This is a genomic window from Wolbachia endosymbiont (group B) of Episyrphus balteatus (assembly GCF_947250575.1).
In the GTDB taxonomy this organism is placed as follows: Bacteria; Pseudomonadota; Alphaproteobacteria; order Rickettsiales; family Anaplasmataceae; genus Wolbachia.
Window position 1 is genome coordinate 914,497 of record NZ_OX366325.1, and the last position, 24,984, is coordinate 939,480.

Genomic DNA, 24,984 nt, shown 5'->3' on the forward strand with positions numbered 1-24,984 from the left:
AAGAACTATTGTTTACTGCATAATTTTCAAATACTTTTTATATCTGGATCCCAGTGTCACGCACTGGGATGACAAGAAGGAAGATACTGGAATGACATCTTCCCTGAACCATAATGTTCGTACAGTTGTGTGTCAGCTACTTGAAGTGGGAATGACAAGAGTAAACTCATTTCTTGAACACAAAAAGAGCCCCTAAAGAGATTTGACATCAAGATAACTTAAATATATACCAACTCTCTTATTTTTTAATGATTCCTCATCATGAGTCAAATGATCAAAAACCTGAATTTGATTCGTTATAATGCTACAATTATTATTTGCAACCTCTAATATACCATTATCAATTACAACTTTTTCCTTTGTCTGGTTACTCATTTGAACAGTAATTATACCAGGCAATAAATAAATTAAGTAAGGAGAATGGTAAGCTAAAATCACTAGCTCTCCTTCAAGCCCATTCACTGAAAGCGAAACCACTTCATCGAATGAAATTCGATTATCAGGAGAAAAAAATTGCACCTTAAAAGTGTTCATAATCTTTAATGTCCGGCTCCAACTTCAGCTTTTATTGATTCAGCCTTTTCTATTGCTTCACTTATACTTCCCACCATATAAAAAGCAGCTTCTGGCAGGTGATCATATTTACCTTCAATAATTCCTTTAAAACTAGAAATAGTATCAGAAAGTGAAACAAATTTGCCAGACATGCCAGTAAATACCTCCGCAACATGAAAAGGTTGAGAAAGAAACTTCTGAATTTTACGAGCTCTATCAACAATAATTTTATCTTCATCAGATAGTTCATCCATACCAAGTATTGCGATAATATCTTGCAGCGACTTATAAGTTTGCAATATACGTTTCACTTCAGAAGCCACATTATAATGCTCTTCACCAATGATTTCAGCAGATAAAGACTGAGAAGTTGAGTCAAGTGGATCAACAGCAGGATATATACCCATTTCAGCTATCTGCCTTGACAACACTGTGGTTGCATCAAGATGAGAGAATGTCGTTGCTGGAGCTGGATCGGTCAAATCGTCTGCAGGAACATATATAGCCTGTACAGAAGTAATAGAACCAGCAGTAGTTGAGGCTATTCTCTCTTGCATAGCGCCCATATCAGTCGCAAGAGTTGGCTGATAACCAACAGCCGACGGTATTCTTCCAAGCAAAGCAGAAATTTCAGAGCCAGCTTGAGTAAAACGGAAGATATTATCTACAAAAAATAGAACATCTTGATTTTCATGATCACGAAAATACTCCGCCATAGTTAGTGCTGTTAAAGCAACCCTAGCCCTTGCTCCAGGAGGTTCATTCATTTGACCATAAACCAAAACGGCTTGAGATTTTTCGTGCTCATTTATATCTATTACATTCGAAGTAATCATCTCGTTATAAAGATCATTACCTTCACGCGTTCTCTCTCCTACTCCAGCAAACACAGAAAATCCTTTATGAGCTTTTGCTATGTTGTTAATCAGCTCCATTATCAGAACTGTTTTACCAACACCAGCTCCACCAAATAAGCCAATTTTTCCTCCTTTAAGATAAGGAGCAAGAAGATCTATAACCTTTATTCCTGTAACTAAAACCTCTTCCTGTATCTTCTGCTCGGTAAAACTTGGAGGTGATCTATGTATAGGTTCTAAATTATACTTTCCTTTTAAAGGACCACACTCATCTATAAGCTCTCCTACAACATTAAAAATCCTTCCTAAAGTTGAGCGCCCAACCGGAACTGATATTGGTGCACCTGTATCAACAAACTCATCACCTCTTGACATACCATCTGTGCTATCCATAGCAATGCAACGAACTATATTGTCACCTATATGTTGTGAAACCTCTAAAACTAGCTCCTTGCCCTTACATTTTAGTTTGCTTTTTAAAGCATTAAATATCTTAGGTAACTCGCCTTCAAATTTTAGATCAACAACTGCTTGAGTTATCTTAACCGTTCTACCTATATTCATCTCTTTCATCACCTAACACTATAATTCTATAAAAGAACTTCTAAAAAATAAATCTTATATTATTAACAGAAATTTTGCAATATTAAAACACTTACTAGTTACGTTTCATTATAAATAGTGCAAATGCATTCAATAGCCAAGTAATAACAAACAGCACCAAACTAAGCGCATAAGCAGCAAGAGTTTGCACACTATTGAAATCCTGATCTCCGGTAAGTAATGTAGCAATTTGTACAGTGATAGTAGTAACTGAATTGAGAGGATTAAAGGTCAAATTTGCATTGATTCCCACAGCCATTAGTACAATCATTGTTTCACCTATCACCCTTGAAATTGATAATAAAACTGCACTTAAAATTGTAGGCATTGCATAAGGTATTGTTATATGCCATATAGTTTCCGCTGGTGTTGCGCCAAGCGCCATAAAACCATAACGTAAACTTTTTGGAACAGATCTTATAGCATCTTCAAGCAAAGAAATAATAAAAGGAAGAATCATTATTCCAATCGATAAACCAGCAATCAAAGCACTTTCTGAGTGTATACTTAGATTAAAAAAATTCGCTACCTGCTTTATAAAAAAAGACAAAAATACAACTGAGAAGTATCCATATACAACAGTAGGAATAGCAGACAAAACCTGTAAGGCTGTATTAATAACATAACGCACTTTTTCACTCGCATACTCACTAATATATATTGCAGAAAATAAACCAAGCGGCACCGCAACTAACATTGCTACAATAGTTATAAGTAATGTCCCCACTAAAAGTGGCGCTATACCAAAACACCCCACCTCTCCTTCACCAATAATAGCTACATTATGCTTCCATTTTAAGCAAAATAAGAATTCTGAAATAGCTACTTTATTAAAAAAAGAAATGGACTGAACAAAAATAGATAGCATTATAAATAAAGTGATAAAAAGTGATATTGCTAAAGCCATAAATAACAAAAATTTTACCATCTTATTTCTTTTACCTTTAAAGATAAAAATCAGCATAAAAAAAAGTAACGCTATAGAAATAGAAGTTATAAAATAACCATCATAGAATGCTAACAAACAAGGTAGCATCCACATACAACTCAAATATATATAAGACTTAACTTTACTTACTGCTTGAAACTTACTCAAACAAAATAAAAGGATTAGTAAAACAGGTACGCCTATAATTAAATTCATTTTTCCATATATCAAATTTTATTCAATAAGAATGCCATAGAAGTTGACCATTATTTGACAATAGAGAAAAATAATTTAAAATAAATAGTTATATTAATATAAAAACAATGAAAAGAACATTTCAACCAAAAAATTTAAAAAAAAAGCACAAACACGGATTTCGTTCACGTATGTCAACAAAAGCTGGAAGAAAAATTCTTAATAAGCGTCGCTCATTAGGGTGTAATAAATTATGCGCATAGTAAGCATAAAAAAAAAGAGTTTTCCTTTGCTTTTAAAAACAGATTAGCACCTGACAGTCTTTTTTATCGAGGGGTATATATATCACTATATGCTATAAAAGAAAGAGAACCTGAAAAGTATATTCATGTTATTAGAGTAGGTCTGGCTATCAGTAAAAAAGTCGGAAAAGCAGCAAAAAGAAATAAAATAAAAAGGCAATTACGAATGCTAGCTAAAGTTAGCATTTCTAATATAAGTAATGTAGGATACTATTACATAATACTAACCCATAAAAACATTATGCAAGCAGGCTATAAAAATTTACAAAAAGACCTCAATATTTGCTTAAAGAAAGATAAAATAAGAAGAAATTTTCACTAAAGTATTTACAGCTATATTTTTTATGATAAGATAAGTAAACTTTTTAAAATAAATTAATAGATGTGGGTGCTTGATGGTAGAGAGTATAAGAAAACAAGATAAAAAGCTCGATACAAATAATGCTGAAGAGAGTTTTTATGAATATAGAAAGTCTAGCTATCGTACACAATGGGGAATGGCATTTGAACAAAGCCAATACTTAGAACAAAATAAGGATAATCCTAGAGGGAAGTTGCTAAATTTGAATATAGAAGCAACTTATTACAATAAGAGAATAGTTTGATAAAAGTAAAAGTACCCGTTCAGGGGAGTGGTTCAAGAAACGATAGGCAGGGGATTGTATAGTTCTCTTTGTTTCCATGTTAAGTATAATGAAATTATCCTTTCAAATTCCTAGCTCTGATTACGTAAAATATGAGCTTTTACAGTAAATGATATAATGCCTAATTTGCTGTTCAGCGCGATAGTGGAATACTTTCTGGTTTACTTAAAAAATTTCACATCATTCTTTCAGATTTTAAAATATTTTTCGCAACTTGAAAAGCTCCAGTTGCTTCAGATAGGTAGCTTCAAGTAATACCTTATACGTTTTGCAACTTTCTTACACTTCTGTTTCATTTTTTAATAAAGCTTTTTTTAGCATAAATAATTCAGTGTATGCGTTTTTTAAGTAACAGCCCAGAATTTTAACTTCAATAGTCCAGATATGTTTCAAAGTACCTGTCAGCGACTATTACGATTGCAACATACACTGTCTTTTAAATCTTCTTTCCCTTTAAAACTTGCAGTATTGCTTCAGCACTAACCAAGTTTACCTTTATTATAACACGTTGATGCGCAAAACCTCACTTTTCTTATTCGATTTGCTCATACACCTTTTTGCATTTTGAGGGAATTCTATATTCACTATTTGATACGCTTTCAATTCACATTAAAAACATCACTTATAATTTTCACGTTTTGAATTTTTATAAAATCCACTGAGTGCTACAATTATCACCTAACTATTGGACCAAATGTATCTACTTTTTGGTAGTTTGCTACTTCTTCTTTCTCCTCATCTCCAACAACTTAATTAATATTCAATTATATAAAGTTTGATTTTCGGAAGACCAATTGTTTGATGATTTGTTAAATGTTGCTATCTCTCTCCTCATTTACAAATAGGTGACAAATTCTACTTTTAAATTTTTTACTTTTATTTTAAAGTTTTCGCAAAGTTCTAAAAGATCAGTTATATTACCTCACAGCTACTCTATGTTTACCTTGTTTCATCGCTCTACTGAACAGATATAAATAAAAAGAAATTTTTATAAACTTGGCAACGACCTACTTTCCCTTTTTAAGTATCATCGGCGCTAAAAAGTTTCACTTCCGAGTTCGAAATGAGATCGGGTGGTTCATTTTTGCTATAGTCACCAAGTCAATAAAAATTTCTGACTTAACAAATTTCAATTTAATATTTAACACTGCATATGCACATATAGAAAGGAAATAAATCAATCAGGCTATTAGTACTAGTTAGCTTCATATGTTACCATACTTCCACACCTAGCCTATCAACGTGGTAGTCTTCCACGGCCTTAATTGGGAAATCTTTTTGAAGAGGGTTTCTTGCTTATATGCTTTCAGCAATTATCCCATCTATACATAGCTACCCAGCGATGCTATTGGCATAACAGCTGGTACACCAGAGGTATATCCATCTCGGTCCTCTCGTACTAGAGTCAGATCTTCTCAAATTTCCTTCACCCACGGCAGATAGAAACCGAACTGTCTCACGACGTTCTAAACCCAACTCACGTAACACTTTAATCGGCGAACAGCCGAACCCTTGGGACCTTCTCCAGCCCCAGGATGTGATGAGTCGACATCGAGGTGCCAAACGGTGTCGTCGATATGAACTCTCGAACACCATCAGCCTGTTATCCCCGGCGTACCTTTTATCCGTTGAGCGATGACCCTTCCATACAGAATCACCGGATCACTATGACCGACTTTCGTCTCTGCTTGGCTTGTCAGCCTCGCAGTCAGGCAAGCTTATGCCATTGTACTATCAAGCTGATTTCCGACCAGCTCTAGCTTACCTTCGCACGCCTCCGTTACTTTTTAGGAGGCGACCGCCCCAGTCAAACTACCCACCATACAATGTCCTAGTTCCAGATAATGAAACGTAGTTAGATATCAAAAGTGTAAAGGGTGGTATCTCAAGGTTGACTCCATTATAGCTAGCGCCATAACTTCAAAGTCTCCCACCTATCCTGCACATCACACTTTTAATAGCAATGTAAAGCTATAGTAAAGGTGCACGGGGTCTCTTCGTCTAACCGCGGGTACCCCGCATCTGCACGGGGAATTCAATTTCGCTGAAGTGATGTTGGAGACAGTGGAGAAATCGTTACGCCATTCGTGCGGGTCGGAACTTACCCGACAAGGAATTTCGCTACCTTAGGACCGTCAGTGTTACGGCCGCCGTTTACTGGGGCTTCAATTCAGAGCTTGCACCCCTCCTATTAACCTTCCAGCACCGGGCAGGCGTCAGACCCTATACTTCCACTTACGTGTTTGCAGAGTCCTGTGTTTTTAGTAAACAGTCGCTACTCCCTATTTTGTGCCACCTACTCATAGTTGCCTAAAAGCAGGTTACCCTTCTTCCGAAGTTACAGGTATAATTTGCCGAGTTCCTTCAACATCATTCTTTCAACACCTTAGTATACTCTACTCATCCACCAGTGTCGGTTTACGGTACGGCCTCATAAATATAAGTGCTATTTCCTGGAGCTTCTTTTAAGCATAGATCAATCCAATAAGACCTATACAAATACAAAACCCGTCACACTTAAGAGGTTTAGGAATATTAACCTAATTGCCATCGACTACTCCTTTACGGACTCGCCTTAGGAACCGACTAACCCTACGCAGATTAACTTAACGTAGGAACCCTTAGATTTTTGGTGAGAGTGTTTTTCACACTCTTTTACGCTACTTATGTCAGCATTCTCACTTCCGATATCTCCAGCAGTTTTCACAAACCGCCTTCACAGACTTACGGAACGCTCCGCTACCGCGCCTATTAATCGAAATTAATAAGCACCCACATCTTCGGTATACAGCTTTAGCCCCGGTACATTTTCGGTGCAGAAAAACTTATTTAGACAAGTGAGCTGTTACGCTTTCTTTAAAGGATGGCTGCTTCCAAGCCAACCTCCTAGCTGTAATGGTTTTTCCACTTCCTTCCCCACTTAGCTGTAATTTTGGGACCTTAGATAGTGATCTGGGCTGTTTCCCTTTCCACCACGGACTTAGCACCCGTAGTGTGTCTGCTGTATAATTAATTGTTGGTATTCGGAGTTTGGTTAGATTTGGTAAGATGATGAATCCCCCTAGTCTATCCAGTGCTCTACCCCCAACAACATACATACAACGCTCTACCTAAATAGATTTCGCGGAGAACCAGCTATTTCCAAGTTTGATTGGCCTTTCACCCCTAATCACAACTCATCCAATAATGTTGCAACATTAACTGGTTCGATCCTTCAGTATGTTTTACCATACCTTCAATCTGGTCATGACTAGATCACTTGGTTTCGGGTCTAATCCATAAAACTAAACGCCCTATTCAGACTTGCTTTCGCTACGCCTACACCTACCGGCTTAAGCTTGCTTCATAGATTAACTCGCTGACCCATTATGCAAAAGGTACGCTGTCACTCTAAATATCAATAAATTGATATAGAGCTCCAACTGTTTGTAAGCACTTGATTTCAGATTCTATTTCACTCCCCTCCCGGGGTTCTTTTCACCTTTCCCTCACGGTACTTGTTCACTATCGGTCGTTAAGGAGTATTTAGGCTTGGAGGATGGTCCCCCCATATTCAAACAGGATTTCACGTGCCCCGCTCTACTCAAGGATTTAAAAACTTTCTATTTATACAGGACTATCACCTTCTATGGTTACCATTTCCAGAGTATTCTAATTCTTATTTTTAAATCACTAGCCTTTTCCGCTTTCGCTCGTCACTACTAACAGAATCTCGGTTGATTTCTTTTCCTTTGGCTACTTAGATATTTCAGTTCACCAAGTTTGCTTTATATACTTAGTATATAATAACTAGCTAAGCTAGTTGGGTTTCCCCATTCGGAAATCTGCGGATCAAAACTTGTTGACAATTTCCCACAGCTTATCGCAGCCTGCCACGTCCTTCATCGCCTCTTAACGCCAAGGCATCCATCAAGTGCTCTTAATAATTTATTTATCTGACTATATGTAGAATATGCAGAGTTAAATATTAACTTACAATTGAATTGAGATTAAATAATCTCTACCATAAAACTTTTCAAACATCTAAAAACTAATCTTTTATATGTTACAATCTGATAAATCATATGTCAACGCCTTTTTACACAAAACATTTACCTATTATTATCAACAACAATATACCAGCAATCTTAAACAGTACAATCTGAGAAATATTCGACAAATTGATATGTACAGAAAAATTAATGAAAAAGATATTTTGTAAGATAAAATGTGTTAAAATTAGTTACCTAAAAATGAAAATGAACATTTGGAGTATTTCTAATGTATGAAAAGTAATCTATCTTTTATAAAAAACTTTGCTTTAAATTGCATATCTAAGCTCACTGGCTTATTAAATATTAAAAAAGTAAAAAATTTCATTATGGATAAATACAATACTCTCCATAAAGAAATTGTAGTGTTTCTTGAAAAATCTAAAAACCTGTTAAATACCAACATTGAAATCGGGTTATATCACTTCTATAAAGGTAATATATCAGATGCAAAGTTAAGATTTTGGTTAATTAGCATATTCTACCCCAATTTACCTCTAGTCTGTTATAATATTGGAAGATGTCATTTTGCAGTAGGAAATACTAATAAAGCTTATAATTATTTAACAAAGACACTAAAATTAGATAGTAGTCACAAAGAAGCTTCTTACTACTTAAAAAAAATAACAAACACATCAGATATCGTAGAATTGCCTGAAAATCTCATAAAACAATATTTTGATTACACAGGTGAATATTTTGTTGAGCATTGGCTAATTGCCAAACAATACAGAGGGCATGAACTAGTACACATGATAATTACAAAAGTCTTTAACAACTCCACTTCTAAACTGAATATACTCGACCTTGGTTGCGGTACTGGAATATGTGGTCACTTCCTAAAAATAAGTAATATTAGAAGTCGCATAACAGGAGTTGACATCTCAAATAGAATGCTCAATATTGCAAGAGGATGCCTTATAAAAGGTAAACCTGTTTACGATGAGTTAATACATACAGAAATGAAAGAGTTTCTTAAACAAGAGAAGAACCAGCAGTATGATGTAATTATCTTTGCTGAAGTGCTACACTATCTACATGATTTTCTAGCAGAATTGGAACTAGCAAAAGGATTGACAAACAAAAAAGGGGTTATTGTATGTTTAGTAAGAAGAAAGGAAGGTAAAGGTATTGACTTTGTAAACAAAGGAGATTATTTTCGTCATTCAGAAGATTATATTCAGCATGTTGCAAAAGAAACAAATATGCAAATAAGTCAAATGAGTTACTGTAAAATATATGGCAGTCAGGTTGATGGTATCTTATTTGCATTACAACATCCACAAACAAATTCAACAACTTAATCGAGAAATCGCTCAAATAAATTTCTATATTATCATAAAAGGAGCCTTATGAATTACATTACTATTAATTACGCAAAAGATAGTAAATTAACCGATTTTGGAAAAGCAGTTCTATTGGATAGGTATTTAATAGAAAATGAAAGTTATCAAGATCTCTTTATACGTATTGCTAATTACTATTCTGATGATAGAAAACATGCACAACGTCTTTATGATTACATGAGCAACTTGTGGTTCATGCCTTCAACACCAATACTTAGTAACGGCGGTACCAAAAGAGGATTGCCTATTTCCTGCTTTCTTAATGAAACTGAAGATAGCTTGAAGGGAATAGTTGATCTATGGAATGAAAATGTTTGGCTCGCTGCACGTGGTGGTGGAATAGGTAGTTATTGGGGAAATTTACGTTCAATTGGTGAAAGTGTCAAAGGTAGCGGTAAAACATCAGGAATTGTGCCATTTATCGTAGTACAAAACGCTCTGACGCTTGCAATCAGCCAAGGATCCTTAAGAAGAGGAAGCTCAGCAGTTTATCTTCCTGTATGGCATCCAGAAATAGAAGAGTTTCTAGACTTACGTAAGCCAACTGGTGGTGACCCAAATCGCAAAGCATTAAATATACATCATGCTGTAATAGTAACAGATAAGTTTATGCAAGCTGTTGAAGATGATCAAGAATGGGATTTAATAAGCCCTCATAACAATAAAGTTATTTCAACAGTAAAAGCACGGGATATATGGATTAAAATATTAACAGCAAGAGTTGAAACTGGAGAACCTTACATTATTTTCCTTGATGCAACAAATAACAATAAGCCAGAACCTTACAAAAAGCTCAATTTAGATATCAAAATGTCAAACCTATGCAGTGAAATAACTTTAACTACAGGTTACGATCACCTGAACAAGTCGCGCACTGCTGTATGTTGTTTATCATCCGTAAATCTTGAATACTACGAAGAATGGAAAGATAATGAGCTTTTCATAGAAGATATAATGCGTTTTCTTGATAATGTATTAGAGGATTTCATAAACCACGCACCAAATGAAATACAGCGAGCAAAATATTCCGCAATAAGAGAGCGTAGTATCGGTCTTGGTGTGATGGGCTTTCATTCATTTTTACAAAGTAAAATGGTTCCTTTTGAATCAGTAACAGCCCAACAATGGAATAAAAAAATATTTAAGCATTTGCGCGAGCAAGCAGATGTAGTTTCTAAAAAATTAGCAGAAGAAAAAGGGCCATGTCTTGACGCTAAAGAAATCGATCTAATGGAAAGGTTTACACATAAGCTCGCTATTGCTCCAACTGCCTCAATTTCGATTATCGCAGGCAACACTTCTCCTGGAATAGAGCCGTATGCAGCAAACGTATTTATACAGAAGACACTTACAGGTTCATTTGTAGTACGAAATAAATTCTTGCAAAAACTACTAGCAGAAAAAAATCAAGACAATGATGAAACATGGTCCTCAATTTCAACAAATGAGGGTTCTGTTCAGCATTTAGATTTTCTTAGCAAGCATGAAAAACTGACATTTAAAACAGCATACGAACTTGATCAACAATGGATCATAGAACATGCAAGTGATAGAACTCCTTATATTTGTCAATCTCAATCAGTAAATCTGTTCTTACCTGCCAATGTGCATAAACGTTACTTACACAAAATACATATGCTTGCTTGGAAAAAAGGATTAAAAAGCTTGTATTACTGCAGATCACAATCAATGCAGAGAGCTGACAAGGTCTCACATGACATATTCAAAAAAAGTGAAATATTGCAACAAAAAACAGATATTAATTATGATGAATGTCTATCATGCCAGTAGACTGTACATAACTTACTGTCACAAAAATACAATTGTACAAAAGTTATGTTTTCATAGATGCTACATAGAAATCCAGATGAATTTCTAAAGTCTATTCCAAGAGATAAACGTATAATGTGCCTTGATATGGGAGAAAAACAAATAGGCATAGCATTTAGTGATAAAACACAGCTTATAGCTACAGCTCATAGTATATATTATAGAAGAAATATGAGCAAAGATTTAGGCTATCTAAATAGAATGCTTAAAGAAAATGAAGCTGGATCAATGGTAATAGGACTACCATTCACAATAGATGAACAAGAGACCGAATGGTGCAAAGTAATAATCCAGTTTGCAAATAAAATAATAAAAAAATGCAAAGTACACATATACCTACAAGACGAAAGTCTATCAACATCTCTTGCAACTCACGCACTAAAAATTACTGGAATATCAATCACAAAATCAAAAAAAATAGATGATAAAATTGCTGCATGTATTATTCTACAACAAACATTAGATAAGATAAACGCCATCAAATAGTTTTTTAAACTGAATTCATGTAAAACTACTCAATAAAACAAAAATTTTTCGTATAAGCATGACAAATTGCTGTAGCAAGAGCATCAGCAGTATGGTGACATTTTATATTTGAGCTTTTAACTATTTGCTTTACCATAAATATAATCTGACCCTTATCAGCATGACCATTTCCAGTAATGCTCTTTTTTATATAGTTTGCATCATATTCATTCATGGGTAAATCCGTCATTCGTAATATTAAAATTGCAATTGCTCTTGCATATCCTAAAGTTAGCGAAGATTTTGGATTCTTATTAATAAAAATTTTTTCCACAGCAGCTTCATTTGGAGAGTATAGGAAAATTACTTTCTTTAATTGTTCAAAAATTATATGTAGACGTTCACCTACACCCAATTTACCATCAGTTGATATGGTACCGCCACCCAAAAATTTAATATTATTCTTTTCTTCCAGTCTAATAATGGCCCAACCAGTCTTACTCATCCCTGGATCTAGGCCTATTATTTTAATCACTTAATAAAGGCTTAACCAATAAATAAACAGAAATAAAAATATCCAGACTAGATCGACAAAGTGCCAATACCAAGAAGCAAACTCAAAGCATAAGTGATCTTGAGGTGTAAATTGACCTTTTCGAGCTCTAAATAAGCATACTGACAAAAATATTATTCCTATTATAACATGCACACAATGAAAACCAGTAATCATGTAAAAGTTAGATGTATAAATAAGTTTTTCTCCTGTTTCTCGCAAAGAAAAACTTGCTTCATGATATTCGATTGCTTGCACTATTATAAAGAACATCCCAAGCAATATAGTTATAGACAGCATTTTAATCATGCTTTTTTTATCATTTTCAAGTAAAAAATGATGTGCTGAAGTAATTGTTGTACCAGAAAGCAATAATATTAGTGTATTCATAAATGGTAACGACCACGGATCCGGTGGTAAAATCCCTTCAGGGGGCCATTCAACTTTTTTTGTAGGAGAAAACGCTTCAAATAAAAAAACCGGATCAAGCCAGGCTTTAAAGAATGAACAAAAGAACGCTATAAAAAACACAACTTCCGAGAGGATAAATAAGTACATTGCAAGCTTGAGTCCATGTTTTACAATGGCAGTATGGCATTTATCATAAATTGCTTCTCTTATTACATCTCTCCACCAATAAAACAGTACACCTGATACTGCAGAGATTCCTAAAACTAAACCAAATATTCCAGAAGTTTGTTTATGAAATACACCAACTAATCCAAGTGCAAGAACAAAAATTGCTGCTGATATAGCAATTGGCCAGGGACTTGGGTCCACTAAATGAAAATCATGTTCTTTACTTTTCATATCATCTTCAAAAATACGTATTAAGCATACAAATTAGCTTAAAATTGTCAATATTTCTTAGGAAATTGATTAAATCTTGAAAAATCATATGCGCTGTTCCAAAAGTCTAACTCAAATTGTGCGCTTATCCTAAATAACTCAAGCATTCTACTTCTTTCTTTTTCTCCTACTTTTTGGCAATACTCATCAACAATATGTTCTAAAGTAGTGCACCCATACTCCATTAAACTACCACTATAAAAATCAAACCAATCCTTATACCTGTTATTTTCCTTGAACCCACTTTTCATACTATCAGTAACAGTTTTGTATATAAACATGCAAGAATATAAAACTGTTACAGTTTCATAGATATCACTATATGAGACAGATAAAAGAAAATTGGTAAAATTAAAACATACAGGAGATTTTTTTCCGCGTCTCACACCGTATATAGTAAAGTAGTGATCACACAAGAACTTATTAAGAGCTATTGACCCTTGCGCTACTTTGGCAAGTGGAATTACATTACTACAATCTTCTATTCTGGACGCAATAATCAATATGGTACGAATGTAATCGTCTAAAAACAACGTGTCTTGCTGGATATAGAATTTAAAGTTCTCTATATTTAAAGTACCTTCCATCAACTCAACATTAAAAGGATGATTAGTTAAATCTCTTAAAAGATTTGATCCATAGCAATTCTTAATTATATTACTAAACATGCAAAACACTCAAAATCAAGATTCTGACACGAGTAACTCTATATTAGATTCTAAGTCGCGACCTGCATTATAATATATCTCATTCCAAAATTCCATTTCAAGCTGCATCCCACTACGAAAGAATTCTAACATATTCCTTTGCTCATTATCATTGGATTTTTTATATAGACTGTTCATAATGTTAGTTACATCATCAATCATGGTATTTGCTGCATCAGAGTTAAAAAAATCTATCCATTTTTGATATTTGTTATCAGCAACAGTTTTACCTTTCGCAATATGACGTACAACTATTTGATATATACAAAAGCACGGGTAAGAAGCTGCTAAACCTTCAGCAACAGAATTGTGATGTGCAACACGTACAAAGAAGTTAGTAAAAGCTGAGCAAGACTTCGACTTTTTGTGGCTATCAGACAAATCGCAATCTGCAAAATGTTCTCTATAGTAATCTCGTGTGGCAAAAGTACCCACAGCTACACAAACTAGTTTATTCATTATTTCAACGTCATTAAATTTAGCTGCAATAATCAATAAAGCACGAGTGCAGTCTACTACATACAAAAAATCCTGCTGAAGATAAAATTTAAACTTTTCATAATCTAGCGTATTGTTCATCAATTCAACATTGAAAGGATGTTTTATTATTTTTTCAATAAGGCCAGATGACTCTCTTACAGCAATATCGTAAAATTCTTCTTTTGGTTTTTCGGACATCTTGTAAGCCTCATAAATATTAAAACTGGTATAATTACTAAAAAGTTACTTACAATTTAATAATAAGTTATTATATCAGTATCAAGCTAGAAATAAAAGAGTTTAATAATTTAAAGAAATTCTCTCTTTTTTTCTTCTATATTAAATTCTTTACAAAAATCAGTAGATAAGTCCACACCTTCCCAAGAAAATCCACCATCACTTTCCGATTCTTTACCAAAATGCCCATAGCAGGCTGTACGTTTATATATAGGACGATTAAGTGATAAATGTCTTATTATGCCTTTAGTTGATAAATCTATGTTACCTTCAATAAACCCTTTAATCCTCTCTTCATCTATTGTATTCGTGCCAAATGTATCAATGTAAAATGAAGTAGGTTTTGAGACACCAATTGCATAAGAAAGCTGCACAAGACAACGTTCAGCTAAACCTGCAAAGACAATATTTTTAGCAAGGTATCTCGCCATATAAGCTGCGGATCTATCAACTTTTGTTGCATCTTTTCCAGAAAACGCTCCTCCACCATGTGGAATATAGCCTCCATAAGTATCAACCATAATTTTTCGTCCGGTTAATCCACAATCACCAACTGGTCCGCCAATAACAAATCTACCTGTTGGATTGACTAAGAGATTTTCTTTAGGGCACATCCACCCTTCAGGTAAAGATGAAGCTATGTAAGGATAAATTATTTCCTTCACTTTCGATTGACTCAGATCCTCAAGATGCTGTATTGAAACAACAATACTTTCAGCACGCACTGGAAGGTTATTCTCATACGCCAAAGTGATTTGCGATTTTGCATCCGGACCAAGCTTTACCTCTTTGACCATACTCATGATATTTCTCAGAATCGAGTGTGCATAAAAAATGGGTGCTGGCATGAGGCTTTCTGTCTCTATTGTTGCATAGCCATACATTATGCCCTGATCCCCAGCACCTTGATCCACACCTATTGCAATGTCATTTGATTGTTCATGTAGTAATATATTTACTTTCACTGTTTCCCAGTGGAAACCATCATGCTCATAACCAATATCTTTTATTGTATTCCGTACAATACTTTCAATCTTGCTATTTTCAATGTTCGGCCCAAATACTTCCCCAGCTATAATAACATTATCTTTAGTAACTAAAGTCTCTATTGCAGTACGAGAGGAAGAGTCATTAAAAAGGTATTCGTCAAGTATTGCATCTGAAATCTGGTCTGCTACTTTGTCTGGATGACCGGCTGCTACTGATTCACTGGTTACTGAATTCTTATGTAAAACCATCGCTTAGTTACACGATATCAAAACTATTGCAAATTTAAATGGTGGGTCTGGGAAGAGTTGAACCTCCGACCTCACGCTTATCAGGCGTGCGCTCTAACCACCTGAGCTACAGACCCGTATCTATTCAAGCCAAGGCTTGCATATCATCTGTAGGCACAACATCAATAAACGTCTTTTTATTTGCTGATTTTCTAAAACTCACCCAGCCTTTCGTTTTAGCAAAAATCGTATGATCTTTACCCATACCAACATTCTTTCCAGGATGAAATTTTGTACCTCTTTGACGTACAATTATGTTACCTGGAATAACCTCACCATTCTTCTTTATCCCGAGCCGACGCCCTGCCGAATCTCTACCATTACAGGAACTACCACCTGATTTTTTAGTTGCCATATCTTACCTCTTACTTTTGAAGACTAATTTCATTAATACGAAGAACAGTAATATACTGCCTATGACCATTTTTCCTACGGTAATTTTTTCTTCTCTTTTTCTTAAAGATTATAATTTTTTTATCTCTACACTGCTCCAGTACTTCAGCTTTAACAACAGCACTCGATGAACAAGATAAGCCATTACTTGAAACACAAATCACTTTATTGATTTCCACTTCCTCTTTTTCTTCAGCTTGTAATCTTTCTACTTTAATTATGCTGCCTTTTTTTACTAAATACTGCTTTCCACCAGTTTCGATTACTGCAAACATGACAAATATCAATTATCGTTATTAACATTAATCGTAAATGATGTTACACATACTGTCAATATAAATAAAAACATGAAATACTTCTATCTTTATCTGCTTTTCCTTGGAGAGTAGTCAAGTTTTAAAACCTGACTATTCTTAACATTCACCTTAAATTCCCTTCTTCTCATGAAAACTTTATGATGTTAATAAAAACTCAAGCTTTCACTAAAAATATTTAATCTGAGCTTACAAATTAAAACTCACTCCAAGTTCAACTCCATGCGAAAGCTTATGGAATTTTTGAAGTTTGTAGCCAGCAAAAACATTTGTTCTCTCAGAAAGTGGAAGATTAGCACCAAAACCTACCAGAAAGGAAAAAAAGGTACTATTAGTTTTAAATTTGACAGCCTTTCCCAATGCACCTGTTATCCCCTTCCAGTTTTCTCTTATTTCCTTAATTGTATTTTGCTTATTCAGCAATTCTCCGGCTTTTTTACTTTCATCTTCATCAAAGTGAATACCATAAACTAGAACAGCACCAACACCAGCAGTAATATATGGAGTAATATCTGTACTTTCAAATTTATAATGATAATGAAGCTTTGCCATAAGGCCACCCCCTATTCCCACTTCTTCATTAAGAATAGGTTTGATTACAGGACCAATTGAAATTTTAATGCTATCTGTATAGTGATAGCCAAGATCAACATTAGCACCAACCCCACCTGAAAAGGAAGTGTAGATTCTATCTTTAATCCAATCAACTCCAAAAGATGGTGCTGACAAAGAACAGCAGATAACCAAAGTAAGTAATTTTTTCATTTTCACCCTCTAACCATGAATATACGCATATATACTCACAGAAAAGTTAAAAATTACATAACTTACATAATAAAATCGGAATCACTTTCTTAGCTACTTGCCTTTCTCTTGCAATTGCCAAACTTCTCTTTGTCACATTTTGTTACCTACCGCAATCATCATTTTAGCCTATATCACTTGCTTTTTTTCAACAAAAATTCAAACCAGACTTCACTAAAAACATTCAATCGGAGCTTACAAATTAAAACTCATTCCAAATTCAACCCCATGCGAAAGTTCATGAAACTTCTGCAGCTTGTAGCCAGCAAAAACACTTGTTCTCTCAGAAAGTGGAAGATTAATACCAGAACCTATTTGATAAGAAAAAAATTCTTCTACGTCTGGCCCTTGATTTTCTGAAAGAGGAATTTTAGCAACTCCTCCTACACCAAAAGTAACATAAGGAGTAATATCTGTATTTTCAAATTTATAATGATAATGAAGCTTTGTCATAAGTCCCGCGTCTAAAATCCCTTCACTCATAACAAGTTTAACTGCAGGACCAAATGAAATTTTAATGCTATCTGTACAATGATAGCCAAGATCATAATTAATACCAAGCATACCATACGACGAAGAGGTGTAGGTTCTATCTTTAACCCAATCAACTCCAAAAGACGGTGCTGACAAAGAACAGCAAGCCAAGAAAGTAAGTAACTTTTTCATTTTTATCCTCCAAAGATTAATATATGCATATACAAGCATATAAATATTAAAAATAGTATAAATTGCAAGTAAAAAATTGGAATTATTTTATTTTTTTTGTTATTTGTCTTTCTCTTGCAATTGCAAATTGGCATATCTTTCACTATCTGCTGCAATCATCATTTGAGTCTACATCACTTACTTTCACTTCAATATAATTTCCCACTAGCCTTTACTAAAAATATTCAATCAGAGTTTATAAATTAAAACTCACTCCTAGCTCAATTCCATGGAAAATTTTATGAAACCTTTGCAATTTGTAGCCAGCAAAAACACTTGTTCTTTCAGAAAGTGGAAGATTAATACCAGAACCTATTTGATAAGAAAAAAATTCATCATTGACTACAGCTTTGAAAGCCTCTCCAAGTAGAGCACTTATGTTTTCACCTATACTATCAGCTCTACCTACATTAGGTTTAGCCTTCATTGTACGCACTATAACAGCACCAACACCAGCAGTAATATAAGGAGTAATACCCGTATTTTCAAATTTATGATGATAATGAAGCTTTGCCATAAGCCCCACCACTGCTCCAAATTCTTCATCAAGAGTAGGTTTGATTAGAGAATTAATAATAGGTTTGATTACATAGCCAACTGAAATTTTAACGCTATCTGTATAGTGAAAACCAACGTCATAATTAACACCAAGTCGGCTATATGATAAAGAAGTATAGATTCTATCTTTAATCCAATCAACTCCAAAAGATGGTACTGAAAGAGAACAACAAACCAACAAGGTAAATAATTTTTTCATTTTTATCTAAGATCTCAGCATATGCATATATAAGCATAACCATCAAGAAAAAAATTGGAATTATTTTATTTTCTTAGTTATTTGCCTTTCTCTTGCAATTGCAAGACTTTTCTCTGGCACATCCTCTACTATAACGCTACCTGCTGCAACTAGAGAGTCATCATGAACATTAAGCGGTGCAATGAGTGAGCTATTGGCACCAATAAAACAATTGCTTCCAATATTTGTTTTATGTTTCTTTTTCCCATCATAATTACAAATAACGGTACCTGCACCTATGTTACTCCCCTGCCCTACCTGAGTATTTCCTATATAACTTAAGTGCTTTATCTTAGTATTTATACCTATATCACTTGCTTTTGTTTCAACAAAATTACCTATGATTGCACCATCACCTATTGTTGTATTTTCACATTTGGCAAATGGACCAACCCTAACACCAGATCCTATTTTTACTCCAGGACCAAAAAAAACGTATGGGTAAACAATCGAATCCATACCAATTTGCGTATCAAGAGAGAAGAAAACAGTTTCTGGAGCAACAAGTGTTACTCCAGAGTTAGTGAAAAACTTTCTTTTTTCTTCTTGAAAGTAAAACTCGGCCGTTGCAAGGTCATTCCTATTATTTATGCCAGTTGCCTCCTCCTCATCAGCAATAACATAGCCGACATTTAAATTACTCTTTACTGCAATGGCAACGATATCGGTCAAGTAATATTCATGAGCTTGGTTATTACACTCTATTTTCTCCACCAATTCACGTAGATTCTTTTCACGTGCAACCATTATTCCGGCATTAGCAAGAAATTCCTCATCATTATTTCTACCATTTTGTGCTTCTACGATTTCTCTTAGGGAACCGTTCTCAATAATTAGTCTACCGTATCCTTTATTATTAGTTTTAAACCCAAGACAAACTAAAGCATTGCTCTCTCCTAAGCAGCTTATCATTTTAGTTATTGTGCTGCTTTTTATTAGTGGAGTATCCCCATACTGCACAACAACTATATCTGACAATTCTTTCAGGTTTCTCATTGCAATTTTGACTGCATCCCCTGTACCGAGCGTTGACTCTTGTGTAATTAGTTTTATACCCTCAAAGCATTTCAGCCTTTGAGTTAAAGGCAAATCGACTACAATAACTATTTTTTCAGGATTCAGCTGCTTTGCATTGTAAATGACATGCTCAAGCATGGAGAAATTACCTATTTTGTGCAGAACCTTAGGCAAGCTTGAATTCATTCGTTTACCATGCCCAGCAGCAAGTACAACAAATGTATAAGATTTATTTGTCACTTATCTTAAAGACGAAAAATGAAAACCATAATGGTTGAGCCAACTAACTCTATTGTCGTAAAAGCTCCTTAGATCACTAATTTGATATTTCAGCATTGCTAGCCTTTCTATACCAATCCCAAATGCAAAGCCACTGTATTTAGTATGGTCTATTCCAACATTTTTAAAGACATTTGGATGCACCATACCACATCCAAGTACTTCAATCCATTTACTACCTTTATAACTTATGTCCACTTCTGCAGAAGGCTCAGTAAAAGGAAAAAAACTATTACGAAAGCGTATTTTTAGACCTTTATCTCCGAAAAATTTACTAAGGAAGCGATGAATAGTAAATTTTAATTGGCCCATATTGACATTTTCATTAACATAAAGCCCTTCTATCTGATGAAACATAGGAGTGTGAGTTGCATCAAAGTCATTTCTGTATACCCTGCCTGCAGCAACTATTTTAATTGGAAAAGCTTTTATCTTTTCCATAGTTCTAATCTGCACAGATGAGGTATGAGTGCGCAGCACCATTCTTTTATCGTTTATTTTATTCTTTAAGTAGAAGGTATCTTGCTCCTCTCGCGCAGGATGATGACTTGGAGTATTTAGCGCATCAAACACGTGAAATTCATCTTCAATATCAGGACCATCAACTGCTTTGAAGCCCATATGTGCAAAAATGAGCTTTACTTCACTTATAACTTTGCTCAGTGGATGAATCTTGCCAATTCTTTCTGGTCTGACAGGCAGTGTGATATCAACTGCTTCATTTTGCAGTTTTAACTTAACTTCTTTATCTTTTAGTTCATTTTCTTTGCTTGTTATAAGCTGGTCTATCTTATTGCGTAAAACATTAATCACTGCACCTAGGTCGCGTTTTTCTCCTGCATCATCTATATTCTTTAAGTCATCGAAATAAGCCTTTATTAGACCCTTTCTCCCCAAGTATGACAACCTAACTTTTTCTAAATCTTGCAAAGAAGCAGCATTTTCAATCTCAGAAACTGCCTTATCTTCAAGTAAAGGTATTTCACTTATTAGCTCTTTATTCACCTTAAAAACGCTAGCTTAAACTTTCATTATAGTGAAGTCTTTAATATCATCAATAAAACTATTCGCATAAAAAGTTGTCATCAGAGTAGCTGATCTCTATGATGGTATCATTAAAATTGCCCCTATCCGAGTGTTTCCTTCTTCTGTCATTCCAGTGCTCCGACACTGGAATCCAGCCTTTACTTAACAATAAAAACTTAGCATAACTTTCGTGCTCAAAAAATTCCTGAATTCCAGCATCAAGTGCTGGAATGACATCTCTATAGGACTCCTAACCAATCCAAAATATTAAGAAATTCACCAAGCAAAAAAAAGGCAAAAGAATCTCCCAGTAGTGAGTTTTATAATGTAAATTGGCATTGTAATAATGTTCTAACGCTTATTTTAAGCGGATTTTGGCTGAATGTAGAAAAAATAAAAAAGACATGCAGCCGCTATAATTTTATGTAATTTGCCAATAAATATCTGAGTTTTTTTACTGAATTTTGTCATTGAATCTGCGCAGATCAAAAACAAGGATAAATACTCTTATTGTCATGATAAGGAAACTGATGAGGTTTGTAAAGTAACTTCTTCTGCTCTTATTGAATCCAACGCGCCGCTGTTATGCAAGGGTGCTATAATTATTAATTTATTGACTAGTTATGTTTTTTATTTCACTCTACATTAAAAAATTTACTCATGCATAGTAGTAACATAGAAACTAAGAAAAAATACGAAATTGAGGGTTTACCTAAGTTTTTTAAGGATAGATCTAAAAAAATAAGTAAGGCATTTTCTAATGAAGTACTGGAGATTAGCACCATTCGCTCAAGAAGTGTTGTAAGTGATACACAAGAGTTTTCATTTAAGCTCAAGCTGCTAACAGAGGTAAACCCTAATACAATATTAGCTCAAATAAAACATTTAATTGACTTTTTTAAAATCTGCCTTTCTCAGGAGAAAAACTTCACAGCCAATATAAAAGTACCAAAAGAAAGTGAAGAACTATACAACAACCACCATAAAGCGAATAAAACTGTAGAAGAATTCATAAGTAATGCTTCAATTCAAATCCTTCTGCAGGGCATAACGATAACGCTAAAAACAGACAAAAACATCAATCTAGATAGCTTGCAACAAATCGAGGCACTCTTAAATGAGAAGCTAAAACATGTAGAAAAAGCTAAAAGCGAGGAGCAAAGTCAAGATACGTTACAAGCAGAAGAAACTGAAAATAAAAACGAAAATGTGGTTGAAAAAGGGAACACGCAAGGCAACCAAATTGTGCAAGGTTCGTTTGGCTACAATATAGTAAGTAACAGAAAGCAAATTACACGCGCACCAGTAATTGTTGCTGCAATGCATGAAAATATTTCCTGGTTTAGGTCTCTTTTTCAGCCATTCAATTTTTTTAATACGGCACAATTCTTTTTCCCACAACTGCCCAAATTTTCTATACAGAGTAACAATATGCCACCTGGTGTTATTCCAGCACTTGACCAAAAAGAAAAAGAACCAGTGTTAGACACTCGGATAACAGAGGGTAGTATAGGAAATCCAATGCCTCAAGAAGTGGAACGGGATATAGGTCAAACTACTTCGCACACAGATTATTTTAAAGCTAACAGAAAAAAGAAGTCAAAAAAGCAGGCTAAAGAATTATTGCAAGAAGAAAAACAATCAATCATAAAACAAGCTCAAATTGATGCTAGAGTAGCTATGATAGATAATGTAGCTAAGCACAAGGGAAAAAAACTCGATGAAATATTCGTAGAAGTAGTAAGTGAATATAAAAATCAAGATCCAGAAATATTTCACAATATTTTCAACTCAATGTTTAATATTATTTATTTCCAAGATAAACAACTACATGAAGTATTAGAACCAGATGAGATATCAGAAGCATTAGAAATGCTGAAGATACCACAAACAGCCGGCAAATCTTCTTTTCCAAAAGAGTATTTACACAAGCAAGTATATAGAAAAAAAGAGCAGTTGATTAAATTAGTTTCAGGCCAACCTTCTCCACAGCCTAAAAATGTTTCTCATGAAATTTTACCAAGCAAAGCTGTAGACCATTTACCAAAAACAAATGAAGCTAAAACTCGATTGCCTACTAATATTAGGCTCAAATCACCATTAAAAGCTATGTTTTCTTCGAAAGAGACTTATTTTTGTCTATTTTTAGTAGCAGCTTCTATATCAGCACTCTGCCTATGGCACTTGCCGCTGGGAAAAGTGTCAATTTTAAAGGAATTGGTGCCAACAGAAAAAAGGGAAAGTATCGGTCTAACATTAAACATAGGGTTACCAATATTAATTACACTGTGCGTTTTAAGCCTAGCTTACTTTATATATTCTGAATATTCTGTAGAATCTATTGAGCAGATAAGTAAAAAAGATCTTCCTTTGCGCACCTAACAAATAAGATCTTTTGTGATATAATTATTTATTTTATTGCATGTTTAAAGGAATTATCAAAGATATTGGCACTATAACTGATATCACTATCCACCCTAACTCTGATCAAATCTTCCATATTGAGACACAAAATTTATCCTCTATAAACAAAGGAGATTCAATATCCTGCTCCGGAGTGTGTTTAACTGTTGTCAACATAATGAGCAATGTATTCACAGTTCAAGTATCTCAAGAAACCATGAAGGTTTCTAACTTAAATACGTGGAAAACAGGGAAAAAAATAAACCTAGAACAAGCAATGAAACTGAGTGACAGAATTGACGGCCACTTGGTTCAGGGTCATGTGGATGACACGGCAGAAATTTTAACAATCAATCAAAATTTAGAATCTCATGAAATCAGACTATCATGCCCACAAGAATTAATTAAATTTGTTGCAAAAAAAGGTTCTGTAACGCTAGATGGAGTTTCCCTTACAGTAAATTCAGTTGTAGATCAAGAATTCACTGTGAACATTATTCCCTACACATGGAAAAATACAACTTTTCAATATAACAAAACAGGTAATTACCTAAATTTAGAAGTTGATATGATTGCTCGGTACTTAGACCAGCTGATAAAATATCAACACAATTAATTTTACAACTTTGTTATTTACAACTATTATATCTTGAAAATCATATAGATACAAAATATGTTTTTCGATAGCCTAATTATCTTTATTATTGTCTTGTGTGTAATAATATCGATAACTAGAGGTTTTATAAAAGAGCTATGTGCATTAATGTTCTTGCTCTTATCAGTCTTTTTGACAGCCAATTACTATGATTTTTTTATTATAAATTATAGTAAGTATTTTGACTCTAAAGTTACACAAAACATACTTTCTACAATCTCTGTATTTATCGTACTTAATCTTACATTCATGACAATGAATAACTGGATAATGTACATATTATCACCCATAAGGTTGGGATTAATGGATAGAGTTACTGGAATCTTTGTCGGAGCACTCAGAGGAATATTGCTTTCTTATGTACTATTTTTTGCTGTGCACTTATATTGCCACACAGTATATGATAAAAAAGAGGGAGAGTCTAAAATAGACGCAGAAGACATATTGCCCAATTGGATAATAAATTCACACTCTTATCAGGCTTTATTTGTGACAACAGAAGAAGTAATTAACATGTATGTACCAGAGTCATTGATACTAAAAATAAAAGAGATCGGTGAGGAAATGGTTGATCAAGAAAAATCTCAAAACAATAAAGAAAAGTGAGTGTTCATTTTCTATAGCTAAATTAGCTTAGACAGCTGTTATCCACAGCAGTGCGCCATAGGTTACCAATTCCTATTACTAATCAAACAAAACTGCAAACATTGACGAATAAGTAAATCATCAAAAA

Annotated in this window: 24 protein-coding genes, 1 tRNA gene, 2 rRNA genes and 1 pseudogene; 9 read left to right on the forward strand and 19 right to left on the reverse strand. The window is 34.2% G+C overall.

Annotated elements, in window-relative coordinates:
* Positions 1–192: 192 nt before the first annotated feature.
* From OOL05_RS04360 to pstC, 3 genes are all read right to left on the reverse strand, one after another.
* Positions 193–534 carry a F0F1 ATP synthase subunit epsilon gene (locus OOL05_RS04360; RefSeq protein WP_010404622.1) on the reverse strand — a complete coding sequence of 114 codons (342 nt, stop codon included), beginning with the start codon at positions 532–534 and terminating at the stop codon, positions 193–195.
* 5 nt (positions 535–539) lie between these two features.
* Positions 540–1,976 carry a F0F1 ATP synthase subunit beta gene (gene atpD, locus OOL05_RS04365; protein ID WP_029237661.1) on the reverse strand — a complete coding sequence of 479 codons (1,437 nt, stop codon included), beginning with the start codon at positions 1,974–1,976 and terminating at the stop codon, positions 540–542.
* A gap of 94 nt (positions 1,977–2,070) precedes the next feature.
* Positions 2,071–3,159: a phosphate ABC transporter permease subunit PstC gene (gene pstC, locus OOL05_RS04370; protein ID WP_264375924.1), complete on the reverse strand. Its 1,089-nt coding sequence runs from the start codon at positions 3,157–3,159 to the stop codon at positions 2,071–2,073.
* Positions 3,160–3,266: 107 nt separating this feature from the next.
* Between pstC and rpmH the strand changes: the two genes are divergently transcribed.
* The 3 genes from rpmH (at position 3,267) to OOL05_RS04385 (ending at position 4,045) form a co-directional block, all read left to right on the forward strand.
* Positions 3,267–3,401 (forward strand): 50S ribosomal protein L34, encoded by a 135-nt coding sequence (rpmH, locus tag OOL05_RS04375; RefSeq protein WP_010404613.1) that lies wholly within the window; start codon positions 3,267–3,269, stop codon positions 3,399–3,401.
* Positions 3,385–3,762, forward strand: coding sequence for a ribonuclease P protein component (gene rnpA / locus OOL05_RS04380; RefSeq protein WP_080589533.1), 378 nt, complete (start codon positions 3,385–3,387; stop codon positions 3,760–3,762). The genes rpmH and rnpA overlap by 17 nt, the downstream gene beginning before the upstream one ends.
* Before the next feature lie 73 nt (positions 3,763–3,835).
* Entirely contained in the window at positions 3,836–4,045 is a 210-nt protein-coding gene (locus tag OOL05_RS04385; protein ID WP_264686664.1) for a hypothetical protein, read from the forward strand.
* Positions 4,046–4,077: 32 nt separating this feature from the next.
* Here OOL05_RS04385 and OOL05_RS04390 read toward each other — a convergent pair.
* From OOL05_RS04390 to OOL05_RS04400, 3 genes and pseudogenes are all read right to left on the reverse strand, one after another.
* Positions 4,078–4,888: pseudogene (locus tag OOL05_RS04390) on the reverse strand (IS66 family transposase); the annotation flags it as partial.
* 190 nt (positions 4,889–5,078) lie between these two features.
* A 5S ribosomal RNA gene (gene rrf, locus OOL05_RS04395) occupies positions 5,079–5,185 on the reverse strand.
* A gap of 67 nt (positions 5,186–5,252) precedes the next feature.
* Positions 5,253–8,017 (reverse strand): 23S ribosomal RNA (locus OOL05_RS04400).
* Between the two features lie 331 nt (positions 8,018–8,348).
* Here OOL05_RS04400 and OOL05_RS04405 point away from each other — a divergent pair.
* The 3 genes from OOL05_RS04405 to ruvX are packed head-to-tail and all read left to right on the forward strand — an operon-like array spanning position 8,349 to position 11,777.
* Positions 8,349–9,419 (forward strand): class I SAM-dependent DNA methyltransferase, encoded by a 1,071-nt coding sequence (locus OOL05_RS04405; RefSeq protein ID WP_264375925.1) that lies wholly within the window; start codon positions 8,349–8,351, stop codon positions 9,417–9,419.
* Positions 9,420–9,467: 48 nt separating this feature from the next.
* Positions 9,468–11,252 carry a ribonucleoside-diphosphate reductase subunit alpha gene (locus OOL05_RS04410; RefSeq protein WP_264729968.1) on the forward strand — a complete coding sequence of 595 codons (1,785 nt, stop codon included), beginning with the start codon at positions 9,468–9,470 and terminating at the stop codon, positions 11,250–11,252.
* A 57-nt stretch (positions 11,253–11,309) separates the two neighbouring features.
* Positions 11,310–11,777, forward strand: a complete 468-nt coding sequence (gene ruvX / locus OOL05_RS04415) for a Holliday junction resolvase RuvX (protein ID WP_064085976.1) — start codon at positions 11,310–11,312, stop codon at positions 11,775–11,777.
* Between the two features lie 25 nt (positions 11,778–11,802).
* On the opposite strand, the gene ruvC is transcribed toward ruvX, so the two are convergent.
* The 13 genes from ruvC to pheS form a co-directional block, all read right to left on the reverse strand.
* Positions 11,803–12,291: a crossover junction endodeoxyribonuclease RuvC gene (ruvC, locus tag OOL05_RS04420; protein ID WP_264336920.1), complete on the reverse strand. Its 489-nt coding sequence runs from the start codon at positions 12,289–12,291 to the stop codon at positions 11,803–11,805.
* Positions 12,292–13,119 carry a cytochrome c oxidase subunit 3 gene (locus tag OOL05_RS04425; protein WP_064085978.1) on the reverse strand — a complete coding sequence of 276 codons (828 nt, stop codon included), beginning with the start codon at positions 13,117–13,119 and terminating at the stop codon, positions 12,292–12,294.
* Between the two features lie 47 nt (positions 13,120–13,166).
* Positions 13,167–13,826, reverse strand: a complete 660-nt coding sequence (locus OOL05_RS04430) for a TenA family protein (protein WP_264729973.1) — start codon at positions 13,824–13,826, stop codon at positions 13,167–13,169.
* A gap of 15 nt (positions 13,827–13,841) precedes the next feature.
* Entirely contained in the window at positions 13,842–14,543 is a 702-nt protein-coding gene (locus OOL05_RS04435) for a TenA family protein (protein WP_264729975.1), read from the reverse strand.
* A 110-nt stretch (positions 14,544–14,653) separates the two neighbouring features.
* Positions 14,654–15,820, reverse strand: a complete 1,167-nt coding sequence (gene metK / locus OOL05_RS04440) for a methionine adenosyltransferase (RefSeq protein WP_264729978.1) — start codon at positions 15,818–15,820, stop codon at positions 14,654–14,656.
* 39 nt (positions 15,821–15,859) lie between these two features.
* Positions 15,860–15,936 (reverse strand) — tRNA-Ile (locus OOL05_RS04445).
* An 8-nt stretch (positions 15,937–15,944) separates the two neighbouring features.
* On the reverse strand, positions 15,945–16,214 hold the full coding sequence (gene rpmA / locus OOL05_RS04450) for a 50S ribosomal protein L27 (protein ID WP_006012184.1): 270 nt from the start codon (positions 16,212–16,214) through the stop codon (positions 15,945–15,947).
* Positions 16,215–16,224: 10 nt separating this feature from the next.
* Positions 16,225–16,527 carry a 50S ribosomal protein L21 gene (rplU, locus tag OOL05_RS04455; protein WP_064085982.1) on the reverse strand — a complete coding sequence of 101 codons (303 nt, stop codon included), beginning with the start codon at positions 16,525–16,527 and terminating at the stop codon, positions 16,225–16,227.
* A 228-nt stretch (positions 16,528–16,755) separates the two neighbouring features.
* Complete coding sequence (locus tag OOL05_RS04460) at positions 16,756–17,331, reverse strand: hypothetical protein (protein WP_264729981.1); 576 nt, start codon at positions 17,329–17,331, stop codon at positions 16,756–16,758.
* A 234-nt stretch (positions 17,332–17,565) separates the two neighbouring features.
* Positions 17,566–18,036: a P44/Msp2 family outer membrane protein gene (locus OOL05_RS04465; RefSeq protein ID WP_007302508.1), complete on the reverse strand. Its 471-nt coding sequence runs from the start codon at positions 18,034–18,036 to the stop codon at positions 17,566–17,568.
* Positions 18,037–18,271: 235 nt separating this feature from the next.
* Positions 18,272–18,832 (reverse strand): P44/Msp2 family outer membrane protein, encoded by a 561-nt coding sequence (locus OOL05_RS04470; protein WP_007302507.1) that lies wholly within the window; start codon positions 18,830–18,832, stop codon positions 18,272–18,274.
* A 60-nt stretch (positions 18,833–18,892) separates the two neighbouring features.
* The gene (locus OOL05_RS04475) at positions 18,893–20,128 is read right to left on the reverse strand and encodes an NTP transferase domain-containing protein (RefSeq protein ID WP_064085986.1); all 1,236 of its coding nucleotides are present in this window, start codon (positions 20,126–20,128) and stop codon (positions 18,893–18,895) included.
* Complete coding sequence (gene pheS / locus OOL05_RS04480; protein ID WP_264686674.1) at positions 20,129–21,172, reverse strand: phenylalanine--tRNA ligase subunit alpha; 1,044 nt, start codon at positions 21,170–21,172, stop codon at positions 20,129–20,131.
* Positions 21,173–21,853: 681 nt separating this feature from the next.
* On the opposite strand from pheS, the gene OOL05_RS04485 reads away from it, so the two are divergent.
* Genes OOL05_RS04485 through OOL05_RS04495 form a run of 3 tightly spaced genes read left to right on the forward strand, consistent with a single transcriptional unit; the run spans position 21,854 to position 24,857 of the window.
* A complete protein-coding gene (locus OOL05_RS04485; RefSeq protein WP_264729982.1) occupies positions 21,854–23,575 on the forward strand; it encodes a hypothetical protein in 1,722 nt (573 codons plus the stop codon).
* A 40-nt stretch (positions 23,576–23,615) separates the two neighbouring features.
* Positions 23,616–24,212: a riboflavin synthase gene (locus OOL05_RS04490; protein WP_063631027.1), complete on the forward strand. Its 597-nt coding sequence runs from the start codon at positions 23,616–23,618 to the stop codon at positions 24,210–24,212.
* A 57-nt stretch (positions 24,213–24,269) separates the two neighbouring features.
* Positions 24,270–24,857: a CvpA family protein gene (locus OOL05_RS04495; protein ID WP_264375933.1), complete on the forward strand. Its 588-nt coding sequence runs from the start codon at positions 24,270–24,272 to the stop codon at positions 24,855–24,857.
* The last annotated feature ends 127 nt before the right edge of the window (positions 24,858–24,984 follow it).